The organism is Actinomadura sp. GC306 (genome assembly GCF_004348665.1).
Classification (GTDB): domain Bacteria; phylum Actinomycetota; class Actinomycetes; order Streptosporangiales; family Streptosporangiaceae; genus Spirillospora.
On the sequence record NZ_SMKM01000102.1, the window covers coordinates 1 to 20,433 of the forward strand.

Genomic DNA, 20,433 nt, shown 5'->3' on the forward strand with positions numbered 1-20,433 from the left:
GGTTGTGGGTGTCCTTGATTGGGGGAGGAAAAGACACCTCAAATCGGGGGATGGGTTGCTATATGGGGGATGACCGGTGTGGATACTTGGTGGTATTTATGTCCCGCTCGTTCGGAGTCATGGGGATTTAACTGATTGGCCTTGCGTGGGGTGAAGTTCGGTCTAAGGTCGAGTTCCTGCAACTCTCATTCGGTGGGGGAATGGGCGTGCGCATTGACGACTGCCTTGCGCGGATGATGGCGATCCCGGGCGCGCAGCGGGTCACGCTGGTGGACTGCGCCAGCGGGCTCGCGGTGGCCGCCGCGGGCCGGGAGGACCTCGTGGACCAGCACGAGGACGCCGCCGGCGCGACCGACGTGGTGCGGGCCGTGCTGACCTCGCCGGCGCTCAGCGCCACCGCGGTGGGCGACGACGTGGAGGAGATCATCGTCTGCGGCACCGACGGATATCACCTGTTGGCCCTCACGGGAGCGGATCTCGACGGCCATCTGTTCGTCCATTTGCTGCTCGACCGGGAAAAGGGGAATCTCGCGCTCGCCCGGCTCCGGATGCGCGGGCTGGTCGACGAGATGACGGAGCCGGGATTATCCGGCCGGTGACGGGCTTCAGGGGCGGAACAGAAATGCCGGAGATGAAATGACGGACGGCTGACGTGGTGGATATTCCAGAAGTCCTCGGTTCGCTGGAGCGGGCGCGCGGCACCGGCTCGCTGCGCGTCGGGGCGGAGGGCGCGTTCCATATCCGCCGGGGGCTCGTCATCGGTGCCGAAAGCCGGCACGCGCCCGGCGCCGGCGGGCACGATCCCGAACTGGCGGCGCTGCTCTCGCTGTTCGACGCCGCCTATTTCCTGCTCGGCTCGGACGCCGACCCGGTCTTCACCGAGGAGCCCGTCGCCGGGACGTCCCCGGAGGTCACCGTGGCGACGCTCGTGCACGAGCAGCGCAGGCGGCGCGGGCTGCTGGACGCCGCCTGGCCGGACGGGGCGGTGGACGTCGCGCCGGTCGAGCCCGTCCGGCGCGTCCGGCGGCAGCGCGTCATCCTCACCGGCCTCCAGGCGGAGATCCTGCTCAACGCCGACGGGACGCGGACACCGGCGCGACTGGCGGCGGACCTCGGCCGGACGGCCTTCGCCTGCCTGCTCGCCGTCCGCGGCCTCGCCGCGGCGGCGCTGCTGCGGACCGCGACCCCGAGGCCCGAGCCGGCGCCGCGGCCGGAGATCCCGGCCGAGTGGGCACCGGCCGACCATGACCTGCTCATCCGGCTCCGGACGGCGCTCGTGGAACTCGGCTGACCGTGTGGACCCTGATCGAAAGGCTGACGAAGGTGGCGAAACGAGCGGCGCCGGCGGTGCGGCTGCCGGAGGCCGAGGTGACGGCCGAGCTGAAGCTGCTGCGGGCCCGCATACCGCAGCTCACCGGGACCCTGGTCGCGTCGGCGGACGGCCTGCTCATCGCGCACGACCTGCCCGGTTCCGTCGAACCGTCCGGGATGGCGGCGGTGACCGCGACCGGGCTGTCGCTGGCGCACCGCATCGCGCAGACCGCGCACGGCGGCGCGTTCCACGAGGTCGTGATCCGCGGCGTGGACGGCTACGTCGTGATCTACGCCGCGGGGCCGACCGCGTCCCTCACCGTCCTCGCCGGGCCGGCCGTCAACGTCGGGCGGCTCCACCTGGAGTCCCGGCCCGCCGCCCGCGCGATCGCCGCGCACCTCACCGAACCGCGCAAGACGAACCACCGCACATGACAACCACGGAAGGGGAGCACGCATGTCCAACCTGGATCTCGCGCTGAAGGACATGATGTCCATCGACGGGGCGATCGGTGTCGCCGTCGTCGACTACAACAGCGGAATGGCGCTCGGCCAGCTCGGCAGCTCCAAGGCGCTCGACCTGCAGGTCGCGGCGGCCGGGAACACCGAGGTCGTGCGGGCGAAGCTCCGCACCATGGAGCAGCTCGGCATCAAGGAGGAGATCGAGGACATCCTCATCAGCATCTCCAGCCAGTACCACATCATCCGCCCGGTGACCGGGCGCAAGGGCAAGGGCCTGTTCCTCTACATGGCGCTCGACCGCGCCCGCGCCAACCTCGCCCTCGCCCGCCACCGGCTCCGCGACATCGAGGAGAACCTGGAGATCTGACCGAGGCCCGGCACGCGCGTGCCCGCCGTCCCCGGCGAGGGGACGGCGGGCACGGGCCTACTTGACGAGGGGCACGCCGCGGGTGGACCGGACGGTCAGCTTGTCGGCGGTCTCGTCCAGGTCGACGACCACCTCGTCGCCGTCGATGATCCCGCCCGAGAGGAGCTCGCGGGCGAGCTGGTCGCCGATGGCCGTCTGCACGAGGCGGCGCAGCGGCCGCGCCCCGTACAGCGGGTCGTAGCCGGTCAGCGCCAGCCACTCGCGGGCCGCGTCGGTCACCTTGAGCGTGAGCTGCCGCTCGGCGAGCCGCGCCGCGAGCTGGTCGACCTGCAGGTCGACGATCTTCGTCAGCTCGGCGGTGGACAGCGAGTCGAACAGGATCACGTCGTCCAGCCGGTTGAGGAACTCCGGCTTGAACGAGTTCCGCACCGCGTTCCAGACCGCCTCGCGCTTCGGGCCGTTCTCCAGCGTCGGGTCGACCAGGAACTGCGAGCCGATGTTCGACGTGAGGATCAGGATCGTGTTGCGGAAGTCGACCGTGCGGCCCTGCCCGTCGGTGAGGCGGCCGTCGTCCAGGACTTGCAGGAGGATGTCGAAGACCTCCGGGTGCGCCTTCTCCACCTCGTCCAGCAGGACCACCGAGTACGGGCGGCGCCGCACGGCCTCGGTGAGCTGCCCGCCCTCCTCGTAGCCGACGTAGCCGGGCGGGGCGCCGACCAGCCGCGCCACGCTGTGCTTCTCGGAGTACTCGCTCATGTCGATGCGGGTCATCGCCCGCTCCTCGTCGAACAGGAACTCCGCGAGCGCCTTCGCCAGCTCGGTCTTGCCCACGCCGGTCGGGCCGAGGAACAGGAACGAGCCGGTCGGGCGGTCCGGGTCGGCGATGCCCGCGCGGGCGCGGCGCACCGCGTCCGACACCGTCCGGACGGCGGTGGACTGCCCGATCAGCCGCCGGCCGAGCTCCTCCTCCATCCGCAGCAGCTTCGCCGTCTCCCCTTCGAGCAGCCGGCCCGCGGGGATGCCCGTCCACAGCGCGACCACGTCGGCGACGTCGTCGGGGCCGACCTCCTCCTTGACCATCGCGTCGCGGTTCTCGGCCGCCTCCGACGCCTCCTCCAGCTGCTTCTCCAGCTGCGGGATCTCGCCGTAGGTCAGCCGCGCGGACGTCTCCAGGTCGCCGTCGCGCTGGGCGCGCTCCGCCTCCCCGCGGAGCTGGTCGATCCGCTCCTTGATCTCGCCGACGCGGTTCAGGCTGGCCTTCTCCTTGTCCCAGCGCGCGACGAGCCCGGTCAGGTGCTCCTGCTTGTCGGCCAGGTCGGCGCGGAGCTTGTCGAGCCGCTGCCGGGACGCCTCGTCGGTCTCCTTGGAGAGGTTCATCTCCTCCATCTTGAGGCGGTCGACGGTGCGCTGCAGCTCGTCGATCTCGACGGGCCGGGAGTCGATCTCCATGCGCAGCCGGGACGCGGCCTCGTCCACCAGGTCGATCGCCTTGTCCGGCAGGTACCGGGAGGTGATGTAGCGGTCGGACAGCGTCGCCGCCGCCACCATCGCCGAGTCGTTGATCTGCACCTTGTGGTGCGCCTCGTAGCGGCCCTTCAGCCCGCGCAGGATCGCGATCGTGTCCGCCACGGACGGCTCGCCGACGAACACCTGCTGGAACCGGCGCTCCAGCGCCGCGTCCTTCTCGATCCGCTCGCGGTACTCGTCCAGCGTCGTCGCGCCGATCATCCGCAGCTCGCCGCGGGCCAGCATCGGCTTCAGCATGTTGCCGGCGTCCATCGCGCCCTCGGCCGCGCCCGCCCCGACGACGGTGTGCAGCTCGTCGATGAACGTGACGACCTGCCCCTCGCTCTCCTTGATCTCGTGCAGGACGGCCTTCAGCCGCTCCTCGAACTCGCCGCGGTACTTCGCGCCCGCGACCATCGCGCCGAGGTCGAGCGACACGAGGCGCTTGCCGCGCAGCGACTCGGGGACGTCCCCCGCGACGATGCGCTGCGCCAGGCCCTCCACCACGGCGGTCTTGCCGACGCCGGGCTCGCCGATGAGCACCGGGTTGTTCTTCGTCCGCCGCGACAGCACCTGCACGACCCGGCGGATCTCCGCGTCGCGCCCGATCACCGGGTCGAGCCGGCCGTCGCGGGCCGCGGCCGTCAGGTCGACGCCGTACTTCTCCAGCGACTGGTAGGTGCCCTCCGGGTTCTCGCTGGTGACGCGGGCGTGCCCGCGCACCTTCTCGAACGCGTCCAGCAGCGCCTGCGGCGTCGCGCCGTACTCCTTCAGCAGGCCCGCGACCGGGCCGCCGTCGGCCGCCAGCCCGACCAGCAGGTGCTCGGTCGAGACGTAGTCGTCCTCAAGCTGCTCCGCGCGGTGCCCCGCGGTGCTGATCGACCGCTGGAGCTGCCCCGACAGGCGCGGCGTCGCGACCGTGGAGCCCTGCGCCTTCGGCTTGGCGGCGAGCTGCTCCTCGGCCTGCCGCCGGATCGCCTGCCAGTCGGCGCCGACGGCCTCCAGCAGCGGGACGGCCGTCCCGTCCGCCAGCCCGATCAGCGCCACCAGCAGGTGCTGCGGCTCCACCTCGGGGTGTCCCTCCGCCGCGGCCCGCCGGACCGCGACCGACACCGCTTCCTGGCTCTTCTGCGTCAGTTTGTAGTCCATGTGTCCCCAGCCCCCGTGTTGTGAGAAGCGGTGATGTTCAGCTCTGGTCCCGGTTGCGTTCGTGCCACACCACGACGCTCGTGTGCCTGATGGGCACCAGGTCGGCCCCGGGGGTGCCGCCCTCGTCCGCGTGCCTGCGGCGCTGCTGCGCCAGCCGCGCCGCGACGGATCGGGTCGATTCGAGTTCCTTGGCGAGCTCCTCCAGCGCGGCGTGCGCCTTCGCGAGCTCTTCCCGGAGCCGCACGTTGTCGCGCTGCAGCTCCAGGATGTGCTTGATACCGGACAGGTTGATGCCCTCTTCCTGCGAGAGCCGCTGGATCTCGCGGAGCATCACGATGTCGCGCATCGAGTAGCGGCGGCCCCGCCCGGCCGTCCGGCCGGGGGACACGAGGCCCATTCGGTCGTAGGTCCGGAGCGTCTGCGGATGCAGCCCGGACAGCTGCGCCGCCACCGAGATGACGTAGACCGGAGTGTCGTCACCGAACGGGTCGGTCTTCATGGCCACCTCCGTTCATCCGCCGGGAGACAACGCGTCCGCTCATGTCGTCACTCCGTCTTGGCCTGCTGGAGGAGGTCCGCGCGGAGGTCGTCGCCGGAGTTCGCCTCGCGCAGCCGGGCGAGCGCCTCCCGCGCCTGGTCGTCGAGCTTCTGCGGGACCTGGACGTCGACGGTGACGAGCAGGTCGCCCTTGGTGCCGTCGCGCCGGGGGGCGCCGCGGCCCTTCACGCGGAACGTGCGGCCGTTCGGGGTGCCCTCCGGCAGCCGGAGCGTCACCGGCTGGCCCTGGAACGTCGGCACCCGGATCTCCGCGCCGAGCGCCGCCTCCGGGAACGTCACCGGGACGCTCAGCGTGAGGTTGTCGCCGCTGCGGCCGAACACCTTGTGCGGAAGCACCTTGATGTTGACGTACAGGTCGCCCTGCGGCCCGCCGTTCTCGCCCGGCGCGCCCTTGCCCTTCAGCCGGATCTTCTGCCCGTCGGCGACGCCCGCCGGGATCCGCGCCTGGATCGTGCGGGTGCCGGTGGCCCGGCCGCTGCCGTGGCAGACGGGGCACGGGTCGTCGACGACGAGGCCCCGCCCGTGGCAGTCCTTGCACGGCTCCTGGAAGCCGAAGTTGCCGAGGTTGCGGGTCTCGTGGCCGGTGCCCTCGCAGTTCGGGCACACCCGCGGCACGGTGCCGGCCTTGGCGCCGGTCCCGCGGCACGCGTTGCACGCCGCCTCGCTCGTCAGCTTGATCGGCACGGTCACGCCGTTCATCGAGCGGCCGAACGACAGCGTCACCTCGGTCTCGACGTCCGCGCCGCGCCGCGCGCGCCGCGTCGTCCCGGTGGTGCGCCCGCCGCCGCGGCCGAACAGCCCGCCGAACAGGTCGCCGATGCGCTCGCCGGTGCCGCCGGTCTGCGTCCCGCCGCCCCCCGGCTGGCCGAACAGGTCGCCGAGGTCGAACGGGAAGCCGCCGCCCTGCTGGCCGCGGAAGCCGCCCGGCATGGACCGCACCGCGTCGTACTCCTTGCGGCGCTTCTCGTCGGAGAGGACGTCGTACGCCTCGGAGACCTCCTTGAAGCGGTCCTCGGCGTCGGCGTCGCCCTTGTTCGCGTCCGGGTGGTACTTGCGCGCCAGCTTCCGGTACGACTTCTTGATCTCCTCCTGCGAGGCCGTCTTCGCGACACCGAGGACCTTGTAGTAGTCCTTCTCCAGGTAGTCCTTGGTGCTCACGGCGCCCCGCCTTCTGCTATCGCCACTTGCCACATGTCTTCACGTGCCCCGGCGGCCCCGTCCCGGCCGTGGTGGCCGGGACGGGACACCGGGTCCTTCCGGGGGCGTGCCGCCCCCAGATCCCTCGGCGCGGAGCCGGGGATCACTCGCCGTCGCCGCCCGCGTCGCCGCCGCTCCCGCCGCCGGCGTCCGGGTCGGGATCGGCCACCGCCACGCGCGCGGCCCGCAGGATCCGCTCGCCGATGCGGTAACCGGGCTGGAGGACGTCCACGACACTCGTCTCGGTCACATCGGGCGAGAGCGAGTGCATGAGCGCCTCGTGCACGGTCGGGTCGAAGGGCTCGCCCTTCTCGCCGTACCGCTCCAGGCCGAGCTTGCCCGTGATGGCCTCAAGGCTCTCGGCCACGGACCGGAACCCGCCGTGGAGCTCGTCGTGCTCGCGGGCACGGCCGATGTCGTCCAGCACCGGGAGCAGCTCGGACAGCACCTGCCCGAGGGCCTGCTCCCGGACCGCGACCCGGTCGCGCTCGACGCGCTTGCGGTAGTTGTCGTATTCGGCCTTCAGCCGCTGCAGGTCGGCGATGCGTTCGGTCACCTGCTTCTGCAGCGCGGCGACCTCTTCGTCGCCGGCCTTGGCGCCCTCGTCCGCCGGGGCCTCCGGGGCGGGCGACTCGGCCGCCTGCGCCCCGGACTCGCCGGTCACCCGGACCTGCCCCGTCTCGGGATCGATGCGCCGCTTGTCGCGGATCACCGGGCCCTCCTTCTCCTCGCCCTCGTCTGGGGAGGGCGTCACGATGCATCACCCTTCGGCTTCTCGTCGTCCACGATCTCGGCGTCGACGACCTCGTCGTCCTGCTGGTCGCCGCCCTGGGCGTCGGCGGTCGGGCCGGCGTCGCCGCCCGGCTGCGCGCCCTCGGGGTTCTGCGCGTACATCGCGGCGCCCATCTTCTGGCTGACCTGCGCGAGCTTCTCGGCGCTGGTCTTGATGGCGTCGACGTCGGTGCCCTCCAGGGCCTTCTTCACCTCGGCGACCGCGTCGCCGACCTCGGTCTTCAGCTCCGCGGGGACCTTCTCGTCGTTCTCCCGCAGGAACTTCTCGGTCGAGTACGCGAGGGTGTCGGCCTGGTTGCGGACCTCGGCCTCCTCCTTGCGCCGGCGGTCCTCCTCGGCGTACTCCTCGGCGTCGCGCATCATGCGGTCGATGTCGTCCTTGGGCAGCGCGCTGCCGCCCGTGATGACCATCGACTGCTCCTTGCCGGTGCCCTGGTCCTTCGCGCTGACGTTCACGATGCCGTTCGCGTCGATGTCGAAGGTGACCTCGATCTGCGGGACGCCGCGCGGCGCCGGCGGCAGGCCGGTGAGCTGGAAGGTGCCGAGCTTCTTGTTGTACGCCGCGATCTCGCGCTCGCCCTGGTAGACCTGGATCTCCACGGACGGCTGGTTGTCGTCGGCGGTGGTGAACGTCTCCGACCGCTTGGTCGGGATCGTGGTGTTCCGCTCGATGATCTTGGTGAAGATGCCGCCCTTGGTCTCGATGCCGAGGCTCAGCGGGGTCACGTCCAGCAGCAGGACGTCCTTGACCTCGCCCTTCAGCACGCCGGCCTGGAGGCTGGCGCCGATCGCGACGACCTCGTCCGGGTTGACGCCCTTGTTCGGCTCCTTGCCGGTCATCTCCTTGACCAGGTCGGACACCGCGGGCATCCGGGTCGAGCCGCCGACCAGGACGACCTGGTTGATCTCGTTGACCGAGATGCCGGCGTCCTTGAGCACCGAGTTGAACGGCGCCTTGGTCCGGTCGAGCAGGTCGGAGGTCATCCGCTGGAACTCGGCGCGGGTGAGCTTCTCGTCCAGGTGCAGCGGGCCCTCGCTGGAGGCGGTGATGTAGGGCAGGTTGATCTGCGTCTCGGTCGAGCTGGACAGCTCGATCTTCGCCTTCTCCGCGGCCTCGCGCAGCCGCTGGAGGGCCATCTTGTCCTTGCCCAGGTCGACGCCGTTGGCGTTCTTGAACTTCTCGACCAGCCACTGGACGACCTTGTCGTCCCAGTCGTCGCCGCCCAGGTGGTTGTCACCGCTGGTGGCCTTCACCTCGACCACGCCGTCGCCGACTTCGAGCAGGGACACGTCGAACGTGCCGCCGCCCAGGTCGAAGACCAGGATCGTGGCCTCGTTCTCCTTCTCCAGGTGGTACGCCAGCGCGGCCGAGGTCGGCTCGTTGATGATGCGCAGGACGTTCAGCCCCGCGATCTGGCCGGCCTCCTTGGTCGCCTGGCGCTGGTGGTCGGAGAAGTACGCGGGAACGGTGATGACCGCGTCGGTGACGGTCTCGCCCAGGTACGCCTCGGCGTCGCGCTTGAGCTTCTGCAGCACGAACGCGCTCATCTGCTGCGGGTTGAAGTCCTTGCCGTCGATCGTGGTCTTCCAGTCGGTGCCCATCTCCCGCTTGACCGAACGGATCGTCCGGTCGACGTTGGTCACCGCCTGGCGCTTGGCGACCTCGCCCACCAGGACCTCACCGTTCTTGGCGAAGGCGACGACGGACGGCGTGGTCCGCGACCCCTCCGCGTTCGCGATGACGGTGGGCTCGCCGCCCTCCAGAATCGCGACGACCGAGTTGGTCGTCCCGAGGTCGATGCCGACCGCACGTGCCATGTTCTCGTCCTCCGTCGTTTCCCGTGTTCAGCGAGTTTCCGGTTGTGCTCTGCCCCCGGTCGCCCCCGGGGGCGCGGCCGGTTCGTCGCTGTCCGCAAGGTTGCCTCGCCGCCGTCTCGTTGTCAAATGACTTGAGTCGGGTCGGCTCAACTTTGCTGACGTCCTCTACAACAGGACGATTGAGCCGTCTATTCCGGTTCCCTCGCGGACGCTCCCAAACGAGAGTTCGCCCCTCCGGAGGACCCGAACCGCCCGCCCGTCCACCCCGAGTAGGACTCGCCGTCCGACCCCGCGCCGCTCGGACGAACCCCGCTGCTCGGAAGAACCCACCGGTCGGCCGTGTCGGCAGAGCGTGAAAGTAGATCGCGGGTGCGGGTGATACGTACGCGAGCACCCTTTCCGCTACGGAAGGCACCACATGGCAGGAGAGCCCCTCACCGCCGACCCGCCCCGCGACGGGGGGCGGGGGCGGGCGGACGACGCCGCCCTGTTGCGGATGTCCCTGGACGATCCCCAGCGGTTCGGGGAGATCTTCGACGCCTACTTCGCCGAGATCCACGGGTACGCCGCGAAAAGGCTCGGTCCGGACGCCGCATCCGACATCGCCGCGCAGACCTTCCTGGAGGCGTTCCGCCGCCGGGACCGCTACGACGCGTCCCGGGCGGCCGTGCGGACCTGGCTGTACGGCATCGCGACCAAGGTCATCGGCAAGCACAAACGCACCGAGGTGCGCGGGTTGCACGCCCGCGCGCGGCTCGACCTCGCACGGCAGCACGAAGGGCACGCCGACCGGGTGGACGACCAGGTCAGCGCCCACGGCCTGCGAGGACGCCTGGCCGGCGCGATCGCCGCGCTGACGGCCGGGGACCGGGACGTCCTGCTGCTCGTCGCACTCGCCGACTTCAGCCACGAGGAGGTCGCCGCCGCGCTCGGCATCCCGTACGGGACGGTCGGCTCGCGGCTCAGCCGGGCCAGGCGCAAGGCACGTGAGGCGCTGGGCGGAATGAACCCGATGCGTGATCTGGAGGACGACCGTGGATGAGCTGCGGATGGTAAAGGAGGCGTACGGCGAGCCCGAGCCGCCGACGCTGCGCGAGATGACCGAGGCCCGAGCCCGGATGTTCGAGGAGTCGCCACCCCGCCGCGCCCGGCGCGGATGGCGGCTCAAGGCGGGGTTCGGCCTGGTCGCCGCCGGGGCGGCCGCCGCCGTCGCGATCGCGGCGACCGGCTCAGGGACGCCGGCGTCGCCTTCCGCACCCGCGGATCTGGGCAAGCGGGCCGTCCTGGCGGCGGCGGAGCGCGCGGAGGCGCAGCCGACCGGCGACTTCTGGTTCTACCACGGCACCTCGGGACGATCGTTGATCGTCCGGTCCGAAACCGGTGACTACGCGATCGTCGCGGCCCCGGAGGAAGGGTTCATGTGGATCGGGGCCGAGCCGGACGCGGGCCCGGGCACCTACAACCGGAACCTGCCGTCCAGGCCGCTGACGGCGCAGGACGAGGCGCTGTGGAAGAAGGCCGGGTCGCCGTCGGAGTTCAAGGTCTGGGACGGCGAGCGCCTCTTCACCTACGACCAGGGCGTGACGCGGTGGAGGTCCTGGGATCCGTCCCGGAGGGGCGACGGTGCCTGGATCGGCGGCAGGACCTTCGAGGAGGCCGAGCGGCTGCCGACCGACGCCGGTGAACTGGCCGACCTGCTGGCCTCGGGCAACCTGTACTTCCACCTCCTGTCCCCGGAGGAGAAGGAGCGGTTCAAGAAGGAGCACGGAATTCCCGAACGGCGCTCGATGACCCCCCTCGACAAGCTCACCGTGGTCGCGGCGCTCCTGCAGACCAAGCCCATGCCGCCGGCGTTCAGGGCCGGTCTCATGCGGGCGCTCGCCGCGCAGCCCTGGGTGAAGGCGATCGACGGCGTGACCGACTCGCTGGGGCGCGAGGGCGTCGCGTTGGCCGTCGGCCTGAAGACCACGCATGTCACCGCCGCGCAGGGCGCGCCCGCCGAGGAACGCGGAGACTACGACAGCCGCAAGGAGATCGTCTTCGATGAGCGGACCGGGGAGATGCTCGCCGTGCAGACCGTGCTGACGAGGCCCGGCGGCCCCTACCGCGACCGCGATCCCGGGTTCGTGCTCCGCTTCAGCCTGATCCTCGACTCGGGATGGACGGACACCAAGCCGAAGCCGCCCGAGGAACTGCCCTTCCGGTCCCGCTGACCGGTGTTCTTCCGGGCTTTTCGGAGGCTCTGGTAAGAAGCGGCGGGGTGCGGCCACTTCCCAGGTGACTAACTCCCGGACGAAGGGCGCAGACCTTGTCGGATTCCGAAGACGCCGCCCGGTTCACGGCGCTGTACGACGCGCACCATCCGCGCGTCCACGCGTACGTCGTGAGCCGGGCCGGCGCGCAGGCCGCCGAAGAGATCACGAGTGAGGCGTTCTGCGTCGCCTGGCGGCGCATCCGCGACCTGCCGGACGAACCGCTGCCCTGGCTGTTCGGCATCGCCCGCAACCTGCTGCGCGAGTCCTACCGGGCGCAGGGACGGCAGGACGAGCTGGCCCGCGAGCTGCGGACCTGGGCGGCCGGGCAGCCGCCCGCCGGCGACGTCGCGGACGCGGTGGCCGAGCGCGCCGGGATGCTGCGGGCGCTGGCGGCCCTGCCCGACGCCGACCGCGAGCTGCTGACGCTCGTCGCCTGGCACGAGCTCACGCCGGACGAGGCGGCGCAGGTCGTCGGCTGCTCGAAGGCCGCGTTCTACGTGCGGCTGCACCGCGCGCGGCGCCGGCTGGAGCGCGCGCTGGCCGCCGAGGCGCGGGCGCCCAGCCCCGCGGTGACGCACGCCCCAACCCTGCTCACCCCGAAAAAGAAGGCGGTCCGATGAAGCACGACGTGATGAAGTCGCTGTCCGCGGCGCGGCCCGAGCAGCTCGACCCCCCGGCCGACCCGGCCGCGGCCCGCGCCCGCCGGGACCGCGACCTCGCGCGGGCGCTCGGGGCGGATCGGGAGCCGGTGCGGTCGACGGGGCGGCGTCGGCCCGTCCGCTGGATGGCCGGGGCAGGAGTCCTCGCCGCCGGTGCCGCGGCAGCGGTCGCGATCGCGGTGATCGGGCCCGGTTCCCCGGCGTCCCCGGGCACCCCGGCGACCGTCGAGCTGGGCAAGCGGGCCGTGCTGGCGGCGGCGGAGCAGGCCGAGGCCCAGCCGACCGGCAAGTACTGGTACTCCGACATCGTCCAGGGGCAGTCGTACGTCATGCGCGCCGCGACCGGGAGCTACGCGATCACCGGTGCGCACGGCGAGTCGTTCAGCTGGCGCGGCGCGGAGCAGGGGATGGGCGAGGCGTACTACGTCCGCGACCTGCCGGCCCGGCCGCAGACGCCGCGGGACGAGGCGCTGTGGCGCAAGGCCGGTTCGCCGTCGTCCTTTCCGGTGTCGTCCGACGGGCCCTCCGTCACCGTCTACACGAAGGAACCGACGCCGTGGCGGTCCGGCGGCCCGGAGGCCGGCAAGGACCCCGACGGGGGCGGCAGGTTCCTGGAGGGCAGGTCGATCAAGGAGCTGCGGAAGCTGCCGACCGCCCCGGCCAGGCTCACCGACATGTTCCTGAGCGAGCCGGAGATCGGTAAGGCGGCCGGTGTCCCGCCGGGGAAGGGACCGGGGCCGGCGGGCCGGGCGGCCGCACCGGACGCCAAGGTCGCGCGGGTGGCGTCGATGCTGGGGACGAACCCGCTGCCGCCCGGGGTCCAGGCCGGGCTGATGCGGGCGCTGGCCGGCCAGCCGGGCGTCCACGCCATCGGCCACGTCACCGACCCGCTGGGCCGCCGGGGCGTCGCCCTCGCCACCGCCGACCGGGCCGTCACCGTCACCGATGGACCGGAGGCCGAGCGCGGCACCTACCGCTCCCGCACGGTGATCGTCTTCGATGAGCGCACCGGCGCGCTGCTGTCGCGGTTCGACCAGCTGACCGTGCCCGGCGGCCGGTACGCCGAGATGAGGCCCGGCTTCGTCATCGAGCACCAGAGCGTCCGCTCCGCGAAGTGGACCGACGACAAGCCGAAGCCGCCCGCCACGCTGCCCTACTGAGCCGGGCTCCGGAGGCCCCCGTCCGGTGGACGGGGGCCGTTCCGGGCGTCAGGCGGTGAGGTCGGCCGGGGACGTGCCGGTGTGGGTCAGGGGGAGGCCGAGGGCGGCGCGTTCGGCGAGCCAGGCGCTCGGGCGGTAGCGCGGGTCGCCGGTGGAGGCGTGCAGGCCGCGCAGGATCGCCAGGACGCGGTCGGCCCCGGCGTGCTCGCCCCATTCCAGCGGGCCGCGCGGGTAGCCGAGGCCGAGCCGGACGGCGGTGTCGATGTCCTCGGGGAGGGCGAGCCGCTGCTCGGCGATCCCGCAGCCGACGTTCACGATCGACGCGAGCAGCCGTTGGGCGACGGGGGCGTGGGCGTCCCTGACGACGGTGACGGCTCGTCCTGTGGCGGCGAGGGCCGCGAGGCCGGCTCGCCCTGCGTCCTTGTCGAGCCCGGGATGCACGGCCACGGTCAGCCGGGTGAAGAACCCACCGAGCGGGTCAATGCCCAGGGTGCGCTCTAGGGGGAGGTCTTCGGCGAGGGCGGTGTCGACCGTGCTGCGCCCGAACGGCGCCGCAAGCACGATCGCCTGGCTGGAGGGCCGCTCGCCGGACTCGACCTCCGTTCCGGACGTCGACAGCAACGCCCCGAGCTCTTCGCGGACATCGCCGTGTACCCAGATGGGGCGGGCCTCCACGTTCGGGGCCGTGATCTCGGGCGGCTCCTGCTTGGCCCCGTCCACGTACTTGTAGAAGCCCTCGCCGGTCTTGCGTCCGAGCAGGCCCGCTTCGGCACGTGCCCGCCCGATCCTGGACGGACGGAACCGCGGCTCCGTGTAGAAGCCCGTCCAGATGGACTCCATCACCGGGTGCGACACGTCCAGCCCCGTGAGGTCGAGTAGCTCGCACGGCCCCATCTTCAGGCCGAGGACGTCCCGCGCGATGCGGTCGATGTCCACGGGTTCGGCGGCCCCCTCGGAGAGGATCTGCAGCGCCTCCGTCGTCAGCCCCCGCCCAGCGTGGTTGACGAGGAACCCGGGTGCGTCCGGCGCGAGCACCGGTTCGTGACCGAGACGCCTCACCAGGTCGGTCAGCGCGTCCGGGATCCACTCGGCGGTGCGCGCCCCGGGGATCACCTCGACGAGGCGCATCAGCGGCACCGGGTTGAAGAAGTGCAGGCCCGCCACCCGGGACGGATCGTTCAGCACGGCCGCGATCGACGTAACCGGCAGCGAACTGGTGTTGGTGACAAGGATCGTGTGCTCGGGGCAGACCTTCTCCAGGGTCGAGAACAGCTCCCGCTTGGTCTCCATGTCCTCCCGGACGGCCTCGATGACGAGGTCGCACTCCTGGAAAGGCGTCATCGGCTCGCCGACCGGGTGCAGCCGCTCCTTCGCCGCCGCGGCGTCCGCCGCGGTCATCCGGCCCTTCGCAACCAGCTTGTCGTACATGCCGCAGATGTTGACGACCGCGTCCTGCACCGCCTCGGTGCGCACGTCGGCGATCTCCACGGTCAGCCCGCCCGCCGCCGCGAGCTGCGCGATGCCGCGCCCCATCACCCCGGCGCCGATCACCCGGATCGTCCGCACGTCCCGTGCCCACTGCCCCGCGCGTTCCGCCATGCCGCCTCCTCCGTCCCGCGGGACGGGCCGGCGGCCGCGCCCCGGCACGATAGTAGGCGCGGCCCCGCGGGCCGCCCGCACGGCGTGCGGATCAGTCGTCGTCGCCGTCGTCGTCGTTCTGGTCGTCCTGCTGGTCTCCGTCGTCCTGGTCGCCGCCGTCCTCGCCGTTCTCGCCGGCGCCGCACCCGGCCGTCACGACGGCGGTGGCCCCCAGCGTCCCGGCCAGCGCCACGGCCGGTGCCGCCGGTGCCAGGAACGCCAGCGCCGCGATCAGCATCTTCAGCAGCCTCGTCGCCATGTCCGCCCTCTCCTGTTCTCCGCTTCCACGGGGTGGGACGCTCCCGCCGGGTGCTACCCCGGCCGCGGCCCTCCTCACCGAGGCGGCCGCATCCACATCCTCCGCCGGGCGGAAGCCCGCACGCCAGCGATCCGGGCGAACCGCATAACCTGCTCGTAGCCTGCCAAGTGCGCCAGACGTCGAGTTGAGGAGCACCCATGCGTGAAGCGGTCGTCTGCGAGCCGCTGCGTACCCCGATCGGCCGGTTCGGCGGGGTCCTGAAGTCCGTCCCGCCCGTCGAGCTCGCCGCGACCGTCATCCGCGCGCTCGTCGAACGCGCGGGCGTGCCCGGGGACGCGGTCGACGAGGTGATCCTCGGCCACTGCTACCCGTCGGCCGACGCCCCCGCCATCGGCCGCGTCGCCGCGCTGGACGCCGGGCTGCCCATCGAGGTCGGCGGCACCCAGCTCGACCGGCGCTGCGGTTCCGGGCTGCAGGCCGTCCTCGACGCCGCCATGCAGGTCCAGCTCGGCGTCAGCGACGTCGTCATCGCGGGCGGCGCGGAGAGCATGAGCAACGCGCCCTTCTACACGACGCAGGCGCGCTGGGGGGTGCGCGGGCCGTCCCTCGAACTGCACGACGCGCTGGCCCGCGGCCGCGTCACCGCGGGCGGCGCCGGATATCCCGTCCCCGGCGGGATGCTGGAGACCGCCGAGAACCTGCGCCGCGAGTACGGCATCGGACGCGAGGAGCAGGACGAGCTGGCCGTGCGCTCCCACCAGCGCGCCGTCGCCGCGCAGCAGTCGGGGGTTTTCGACGAGGAGATCGTCCCGGTGACCATCCGGTCGCGTAAGGGCGACACCGTCGTGGACACCGACGAGCACCCGCGCCCCGACACGACCGTCGAAGGGCTGGCGAAGCTCCGGCCCGTCCTCGGGAAGTCCGACGACCAGGCCACGGTCACCGCGGGCAACGCCAGCGGCCAGAACGACGCCGCCGCCGCGTGCATCGTCACCACCCCCGAGCGCGCCGCCGAGCTGGGCCTCCGCCCGCTGGTGCGGCTCGTCTCGTGGGCCCGCGCCGGCGTCCCGCCCCGCACGATGGGCATCGGCCCCGTCCCGGCCACCGCCAAGGCCCTGGACCGGGCGGGGATCACCCTCGCCGACGTCGACCTCATCGAGCTGAACGAGGCGTTCGCCGCGCAGGCCCTCGCCGTCGCCCGCGAGTGGGACCTCAAGGACGCCGACTGGGACCGGGTCAACGTCCACGGCTCCGGCATCTCCCTCGGCCACCCGGTCGGCGCCACCGGCGCCCGCATCCTCGCCACCCTCGCCCGCGAGATGCAGCGCCGCGACGCCCGCTACGGCCTCGAAACGATGTGCATCGGCGGTGGCCAGGGCCTGGCGGCGGTGTTCGAGAAGGTCTAGGACGCCGTCCAGGACGGGTCGCGCCCGGTCTTGGCCATGAGCTGGTCCAGGGCCGGGGCGGCGCCGGAAATCTCCACGGCCGGGCCGAAGAGGCCCTCGATGCCCTGGCCGCCGCTCTGCTCGACGGCCGGCCCGACGAACGCGAGGCAGGTCTCGATCTCGTCCTTGCCCGCGTCGTAGGGCCGGCCGGTGGCGCGGGCGAGGTCCCAGCCGTGCACGACGAGTTCGTTCATCGCGACGTGCCCGGCCTCCTCGCCGGACATGTCGATGCCGCCCGCCTGGGTGGTCCCCTCCCAGGCTTCGGGGGCGCGCCAGGCGGCGGCGAGCGCGTCGAGCCGCTCGGGGACGCGGGCGCGCCAGTCCGGCGGGAGGTTCGCCGCGTCGGCGGACGGCGGCTGCGACGGCCCGTCCGGGAACCGCTTCGCGGCGGCCCACGTGAACGCCAGGCTCAGCCCGGCGATGTGGTCGATGAGCGCGCCGAGCGGCATGTCCGGGCACGGGGTCGGCGCGGCGAGCCGGTCGTCGCGGACGCCCGCGAGCAGCTCGGACATCCGCCGGGCGGCGGGTGTGAGGTCGGGCTTCGCGGTCATGCTGGGCACCTCTCGTCGTACGGTCCGGTGGCGGACGGGCGGGCCGATCCCGCCCGCGAATACGGACTCGTGGTCCGTTCGGTACTCATCGCCCGGTGCCCATCGATATGCGGAATCCATAAGGTATGGGGACGTGACGCAACGCGGGAGGGTGCGCGAATGGTCCCGGCATCGCCGTACTGTGAGCTGACCTGCGAATGTGACGCATAAACTACTACCGAGTAGTATTCGGGCCCCGGATGAAGCGCAGTCTGTCGCGAGCCCTACGCTGACTGCCATCGCCCGTACCCCAGGAGGACGGAACAGTGTTCTGGATCACGTTGGTCATTGGGCTCGCCGGAACGGCGGTCGCTCTGGCGCTCGCCGGTCGGCGGGTGCTGTTCCTCTACAAGATCGCCAAGAGCGGGCAGCCCGATCCCGAGCGGACGCTGCAGGTCAAGCGCGACCCCAAGGGCGCGGTCGAGGGCCAGGCGGTCGAGGTCTTCGGGCAGCGCAAGCTGCTGAAGTGGACCATCGCCGGTGCGGCGCACTTCGCCGTCATGTGGGCGTTCTTCCTCCTGGCGACCGTCTACGGGGAAGCGGCCGTCCAGCTGCTGTTCGGGCTTGAGGCGCACATCCCGTTCCTGCAGACCTGGGGGCCCATCGGCTTCGTGCAGGACACCATCGCCCTCGCCTGCCTCGCCGGCCTGATCACCTTCACCGCCATCCGCGTGAAGAACTCGCCGAAGCGGATCGGCCGCCGGTCCCGGTTCAAGGGCTCGCACCTGTCCGGCGCCTGGATCACGCTCTTCATGATCTTCAACGTGATCTGGACGATGTTCTTCTTCCGCGGCGTGGAGGCCGCCCGCGGCAACTTCGGCTACAGCGAGGCGGCGTACTTCTCGCACCTGACCGGCAGGCTCTTCGAGGGGATGGACGACAACACCCTCGAAATCCTGGAGTCGGTCGGGCTGCTGCTGCACATCGGCGTCGCGCTCGTCTTCCTGGTCTTCGTCGTCCACTCCAAGCACTTGCACATCTTCCTGGCGCCGCTGAACGTCATGTTCAAGCGCCGCCCGGACGGCCTCGGCGCCGCGCAGCCGATGATGTCGGACGGCAAGCCGCTCGACTTCGAGGAGGCCGACCCCGACGAGGACGTCTTCGGCCGCGGCAAGATCGAGGACTTCACCTGGAAGGGCTTCCTCGACATGGCGACCTGCACCGAGTGCGGTCGCTGCCAGTCGCAGTGCCCCGCCTGGAACACCGGCAAGCCGCTGTCGCCGAAGATGCTCGTCCTCGACCTGCGCGACCACGCCCTCGCCAAGGCGCCCTACATGGTCGCCTCCGAGGAGGAGCGCGAGAAGTTCACCGACGAGCAGAAGCTCGCCATGGAGGTCGGCAAGGCGCTCGTCGGCGACGACGGCGTCATCCACCCGGACGTCCTGTGGTCGTGCACCAACTGCGGCGCGTGCGTCGAGCAGTGCCCGGTCGACATCGAGCACATCGACCACATCCTGGACATGCGCCGCTTCCAGGTCATGATCGAGTCCTCGTTCCCGTCCGAGGCCGGCGTCATGCTGAAGAACCTGGAGAACAAGGGCAACCCGTGGGGCATGTCCGAGATGAAGCGCCTCGAATGGATCGAGGAGCTGGACTTCGAGGTCGAGGTCGTCGACGACAAGCTCTCCGAGGACACCGAGTACCTGTTCTGGGTCGGCTGCGCCGGCGCCCTGGAGGACCGCGCGAAGAAGACCACGAAGGCCGTCGCGGAACTGCTGCACATTGCGGGCGTCAAGTTCGCCGTCCTCGGCCCCATGGAGGCGTGCTCCGGTGACCCGGCCCGCCGCCTCGGCATGGAGTTCGTCTTCCAGATGCTCGGCCAGCAGAACGTCGAGACGCTGAACGACGCGGGCGCCAAGAAGATCGTCGCGACCTGCCCGCACTGCTTCAACACCCTGGCCAACGAGTACCCGCAGATCGGCGGGAACTACGAGGTCGTCCACCACACCCAGCTCCTCGCGCACCTGGTCGAGGAGGGCAAGCTCACCCCGGTCACGCCGATCGAGGAGAGCATCACCTACCACGACCCCTGCTTCCTGGGCCGGCACAACAAGGTCTACAAGCAGCCGCGCGACATCATGGCGACCGTCCCCGGCGTCAAGACGCAGGAGATGCACCGCCACAAGGACCGCGGCTTCTGCTGCGGCGCCGGCGGCGCGCGGATGTGGATGGAAGAGCGCATCGGCAAGCGCATCAACACCGAGCGCGTGGACGAGGCGCTGGAGACCAATCCCGACACCGTCTCCACCGCGTGCCCGTTCTGCCTGGTCATGCTGGGCGACGCGATCAACGAGAAGAAGAACTCGGGCGACGCCAAGGAGACCCTGGAGGTCGTGGACGTCTCGCAGCTCCTGATCCGCTCCGTCAAGGGCGAGGGCAGCGCCCCCGAGAAGGAGCCGGTCGCCGCCGAGTAGCGGTCAACGTGCGACAGGGACCCCCGGCCACGCGGCCGGGGGTCCTTCGCTTTGGGGGCTCAGCGGGGCGGTTCGGGCGGCATCCCGTAAGCGGCTGTGGGCTTCGCCGTCGTGACGTCCGTGTCGCCCTCCAGCTCGCCGTCGGTGCCGCCTTCCGGGCCGGGAGGGACGGCGACCAGGACGTCGTGCAGCCCGTGCACCGCCCACGAGGGCAGGACCTCCCGGCGGACGAGGTCGTCCACGGACGCGAAGGACCCCTGCGCAGTCCGGGCCAGCACGAGCAGCTTCGCGTGGTACGAATCCAGGCCGGGCAGTGAGGCGAGCAGCCCCTCGGGCGCCGAGTTGACGTCGATCAGCCCCCCGTCGTCGAACCTGCGGGGCAGGTCGGGACGTCCGATGCGGAGCACCCGCGCGATCGCCGGGTAGTGCGTCACCAGGGAGCGGGCCTGGTCGCGGCGGACCCTGCGTTCGATCAGCGGGACGCCGAAGACCGCCGCCTCGTCGGTCAGCGCGGGCTCCCGCGGCTCCCCGGTGAGGACCGCGAGGTGGATGGCGCCGCCGAGCGTCGTGCCCATGAGCGTGACGAACATCAGCAGGTCCCACCAGGTCATGTTCACCGGGTGGGACTCGTTGGCGCCCACGAAGAACACGAGCGTCAGGACGAGGTAGGCGGCCGACGCGACCGCGAGGAAGGGGCTGCGGCGCCGCGCCGCGAAGTAGGCGAAGGGGGCCCACGTCACGGTTCCGAAGCTGAGCAGCGGGAGCGCCACCAGCAGGGCCCGGAGCGGCCACGGCCGCCGCCGTGCGGCGGGCACGGCGATCGGATGCGCGTAGGCCGGCGGCGGGCCGGGGA

At 71.7% G+C, this 20,433-nt stretch carries 19 protein-coding genes; 10 read left to right on the forward strand and 9 right to left on the reverse strand.

Going from position 1 to position 20,433, the window contains the following annotated elements; genetic code table 11:
• Positions 1-206: 206 nt before the first annotated feature.
• Genes E1200_RS16370 through E1200_RS16385 form a run of 4 tightly spaced genes read left to right on the forward strand, consistent with a single transcriptional unit; the run spans position 207 to position 2,140 of the window.
• A complete protein-coding gene (locus E1200_RS16370) occupies positions 207-599 on the forward strand; it encodes a hypothetical protein (protein WP_243708609.1) in 393 nt (130 codons plus the stop codon).
• Positions 600-655: 56 nt separating this feature from the next.
• On the forward strand, positions 656-1,291 hold the full coding sequence (locus E1200_RS16375; RefSeq protein WP_131952889.1) for a hypothetical protein: 636 nt from the start codon (positions 656-658) through the stop codon (positions 1,289-1,291).
• A 32-nt stretch (positions 1,292-1,323) separates the two neighbouring features.
• Entirely contained in the window at positions 1,324-1,746 is a 423-nt protein-coding gene (locus tag E1200_RS16380) for a roadblock/LC7 domain-containing protein (RefSeq protein WP_243708610.1), read from the forward strand.
• A gap of 22 nt (positions 1,747-1,768) precedes the next feature.
• Complete coding sequence (locus E1200_RS16385; RefSeq protein ID WP_131952890.1) at positions 1,769-2,140, forward strand: hypothetical protein; 372 nt, start codon at positions 1,769-1,771, stop codon at positions 2,138-2,140.
• A 57-nt stretch (positions 2,141-2,197) separates the two neighbouring features.
• Here the strand turns inward: E1200_RS16385 and clpB are convergent, their stop codons facing one another.
• From clpB to dnaK, 5 genes are all read right to left on the reverse strand, one after another.
• Positions 2,198-4,795, reverse strand: coding sequence for an ATP-dependent chaperone ClpB (gene clpB / locus E1200_RS16390; protein ID WP_131952891.1), 2,598 nt, complete (start codon positions 4,793-4,795; stop codon positions 2,198-2,200).
• A gap of 37 nt (positions 4,796-4,832) precedes the next feature.
• A complete protein-coding gene (locus E1200_RS16395; RefSeq protein WP_131952892.1) occupies positions 4,833-5,294 on the reverse strand; it encodes a helix-turn-helix transcriptional regulator in 462 nt (153 codons plus the stop codon).
• 47 nt (positions 5,295-5,341) lie between these two features.
• Positions 5,342-6,511, reverse strand: a complete 1,170-nt coding sequence (gene dnaJ, locus E1200_RS16400; protein WP_131952893.1) for a molecular chaperone DnaJ — start codon at positions 6,509-6,511, stop codon at positions 5,342-5,344.
• A 142-nt stretch (positions 6,512-6,653) separates the two neighbouring features.
• Positions 6,654-7,307 carry a nucleotide exchange factor GrpE gene (grpE, locus tag E1200_RS16405; RefSeq protein WP_131952894.1) on the reverse strand — a complete coding sequence of 218 codons (654 nt, stop codon included), beginning with the start codon at positions 7,305-7,307 and terminating at the stop codon, positions 6,654-6,656.
• Complete coding sequence (dnaK, locus tag E1200_RS16410; protein ID WP_131952895.1) at positions 7,301-9,160, reverse strand: molecular chaperone DnaK; 1,860 nt, start codon at positions 9,158-9,160, stop codon at positions 7,301-7,303. Before dnaK ends, grpE begins: the two co-directional genes overlap by 7 nt.
• A 418-nt stretch (positions 9,161-9,578) precedes the next feature.
• Between dnaK and E1200_RS16415 the strand changes: the two genes are divergently transcribed.
• From E1200_RS16415 to E1200_RS16430, 4 genes are all read left to right on the forward strand, one after another.
• On the forward strand, positions 9,579-10,202 hold the full coding sequence (locus E1200_RS16415) for an RNA polymerase sigma factor (protein WP_131952896.1): 624 nt from the start codon (positions 9,579-9,581) through the stop codon (positions 10,200-10,202).
• A gap of 7 nt (positions 10,203-10,209) precedes the next feature.
• A complete protein-coding gene (locus E1200_RS16420; RefSeq protein ID WP_131952897.1) occupies positions 10,210-11,373 on the forward strand; it encodes a CU044_5270 family protein in 1,164 nt (387 codons plus the stop codon).
• Positions 11,374-11,468: 95 nt separating this feature from the next.
• Entirely contained in the window at positions 11,469-12,035 is a 567-nt protein-coding gene (locus E1200_RS16425) for a sigma-70 family RNA polymerase sigma factor (protein ID WP_207933384.1), read from the forward strand.
• Positions 12,032-13,234, forward strand: coding sequence for a CU044_5270 family protein (locus E1200_RS16430; RefSeq protein WP_131952898.1), 1,203 nt, complete (start codon positions 12,032-12,034; stop codon positions 13,232-13,234). Before E1200_RS16425 ends, E1200_RS16430 begins: the two co-directional genes overlap by 4 nt.
• 48 nt (positions 13,235-13,282) lie before the next feature.
• Here the strand turns inward: E1200_RS16430 and E1200_RS16435 are convergent, their stop codons facing one another.
• Together E1200_RS16435 and E1200_RS16440 are read right to left on the reverse strand one after the other, a co-directional pair.
• Positions 13,283-14,833 (reverse strand): 3-hydroxyacyl-CoA dehydrogenase, encoded by a 1,551-nt coding sequence (locus E1200_RS16435; RefSeq protein WP_131952899.1) that lies wholly within the window; start codon positions 14,831-14,833, stop codon positions 13,283-13,285.
• A gap of 91 nt (positions 14,834-14,924) precedes the next feature.
• Positions 14,925-15,131: a hypothetical protein gene (locus tag E1200_RS16440; protein WP_131952900.1), complete on the reverse strand. Its 207-nt coding sequence runs from the start codon at positions 15,129-15,131 to the stop codon at positions 14,925-14,927.
• A gap of 197 nt (positions 15,132-15,328) precedes the next feature.
• On the opposite strand from E1200_RS16440, the gene E1200_RS16445 reads away from it, so the two are divergent.
• Entirely contained in the window at positions 15,329-16,537 is a 1,209-nt protein-coding gene (locus E1200_RS16445; RefSeq protein WP_131952901.1) for an acetyl-CoA C-acetyltransferase, read from the forward strand.
• On the opposite strand, the gene E1200_RS16450 is transcribed toward E1200_RS16445, so the two are convergent.
• A complete protein-coding gene (locus E1200_RS16450) occupies positions 16,534-17,127 on the reverse strand; it encodes a TIGR03086 family metal-binding protein (protein ID WP_131952902.1) in 594 nt (197 codons plus the stop codon). The genes E1200_RS16445 and E1200_RS16450 overlap by 4 nt on opposite strands.
• 305 nt (positions 17,128-17,432) lie before the next feature.
• On the opposite strand from E1200_RS16450, the gene E1200_RS16455 reads away from it, so the two are divergent.
• Positions 17,433-19,580 carry a (Fe-S)-binding protein gene (locus tag E1200_RS16455; protein ID WP_165950335.1) on the forward strand — a complete coding sequence of 716 codons (2,148 nt, stop codon included), beginning with the start codon at positions 17,433-17,435 and terminating at the stop codon, positions 19,578-19,580.
• Between the two features lie 59 nt (positions 19,581-19,639).
• Here E1200_RS16455 and E1200_RS16460 read toward each other — a convergent pair.
• Positions 19,640-20,433 (reverse strand): helix-hairpin-helix domain-containing protein (locus E1200_RS16460; RefSeq protein ID WP_207933385.1); only part of this gene is annotated, 794 nt, incomplete at its 5' end.

Coding starts and splice junctions, on each gene's coding strand:
- E1200_RS16440 (WP_131952900.1), bottom strand. CDS start 15,131: ATGGCGACGAGGCTGCTGAAGATGCTGATCGCGGCGCTGGCGTTCCTG.
- E1200_RS16430 (WP_131952898.1), top strand. CDS start 12,032: ATGAAGCACGACGTGATGAAGTCGCTGTCCGCGGCGCGGCCCGAGCAG.
- clpB (WP_131952891.1), bottom strand. CDS start 4,795: ATGGACTACAAACTGACGCAGAAGAGCCAGGAAGCGGTGTCGGTCGCG.
- E1200_RS16385 (WP_131952890.1), top strand. CDS start 1,769: ATGTCCAACCTGGATCTCGCGCTGAAGGACATGATGTCCATCGACGGG.
- E1200_RS16435 (WP_131952899.1), bottom strand. CDS start 14,833: ATGGCGGAACGCGCGGGGCAGTGGGCACGGGACGTGCGGACGATCCGG.
- E1200_RS16395 (WP_131952892.1), bottom strand. CDS start 5,294: ATGAAGACCGACCCGTTCGGTGACGACACTCCGGTCTACGTCATCTCG.
- E1200_RS16445 (WP_131952901.1), top strand. CDS start 15,329: ATGCGTGAAGCGGTCGTCTGCGAGCCGCTGCGTACCCCGATCGGCCGG.
- E1200_RS16450 (WP_131952902.1), bottom strand. CDS start 17,127: ATGACCGCGAAGCCCGACCTCACACCCGCCGCCCGGCGGATGTCCGAG.
- dnaK (WP_131952895.1), bottom strand. CDS start 9,160: ATGGCACGTGCGGTCGGCATCGACCTCGGGACGACCAACTCGGTCGTC.
- E1200_RS16415 (WP_131952896.1), top strand. CDS start 9,579: ATGGCAGGAGAGCCCCTCACCGCCGACCCGCCCCGCGACGGGGGGCGG.
- E1200_RS16420 (WP_131952897.1), top strand. CDS start 10,210: ATGGTAAAGGAGGCGTACGGCGAGCCCGAGCCGCCGACGCTGCGCGAG.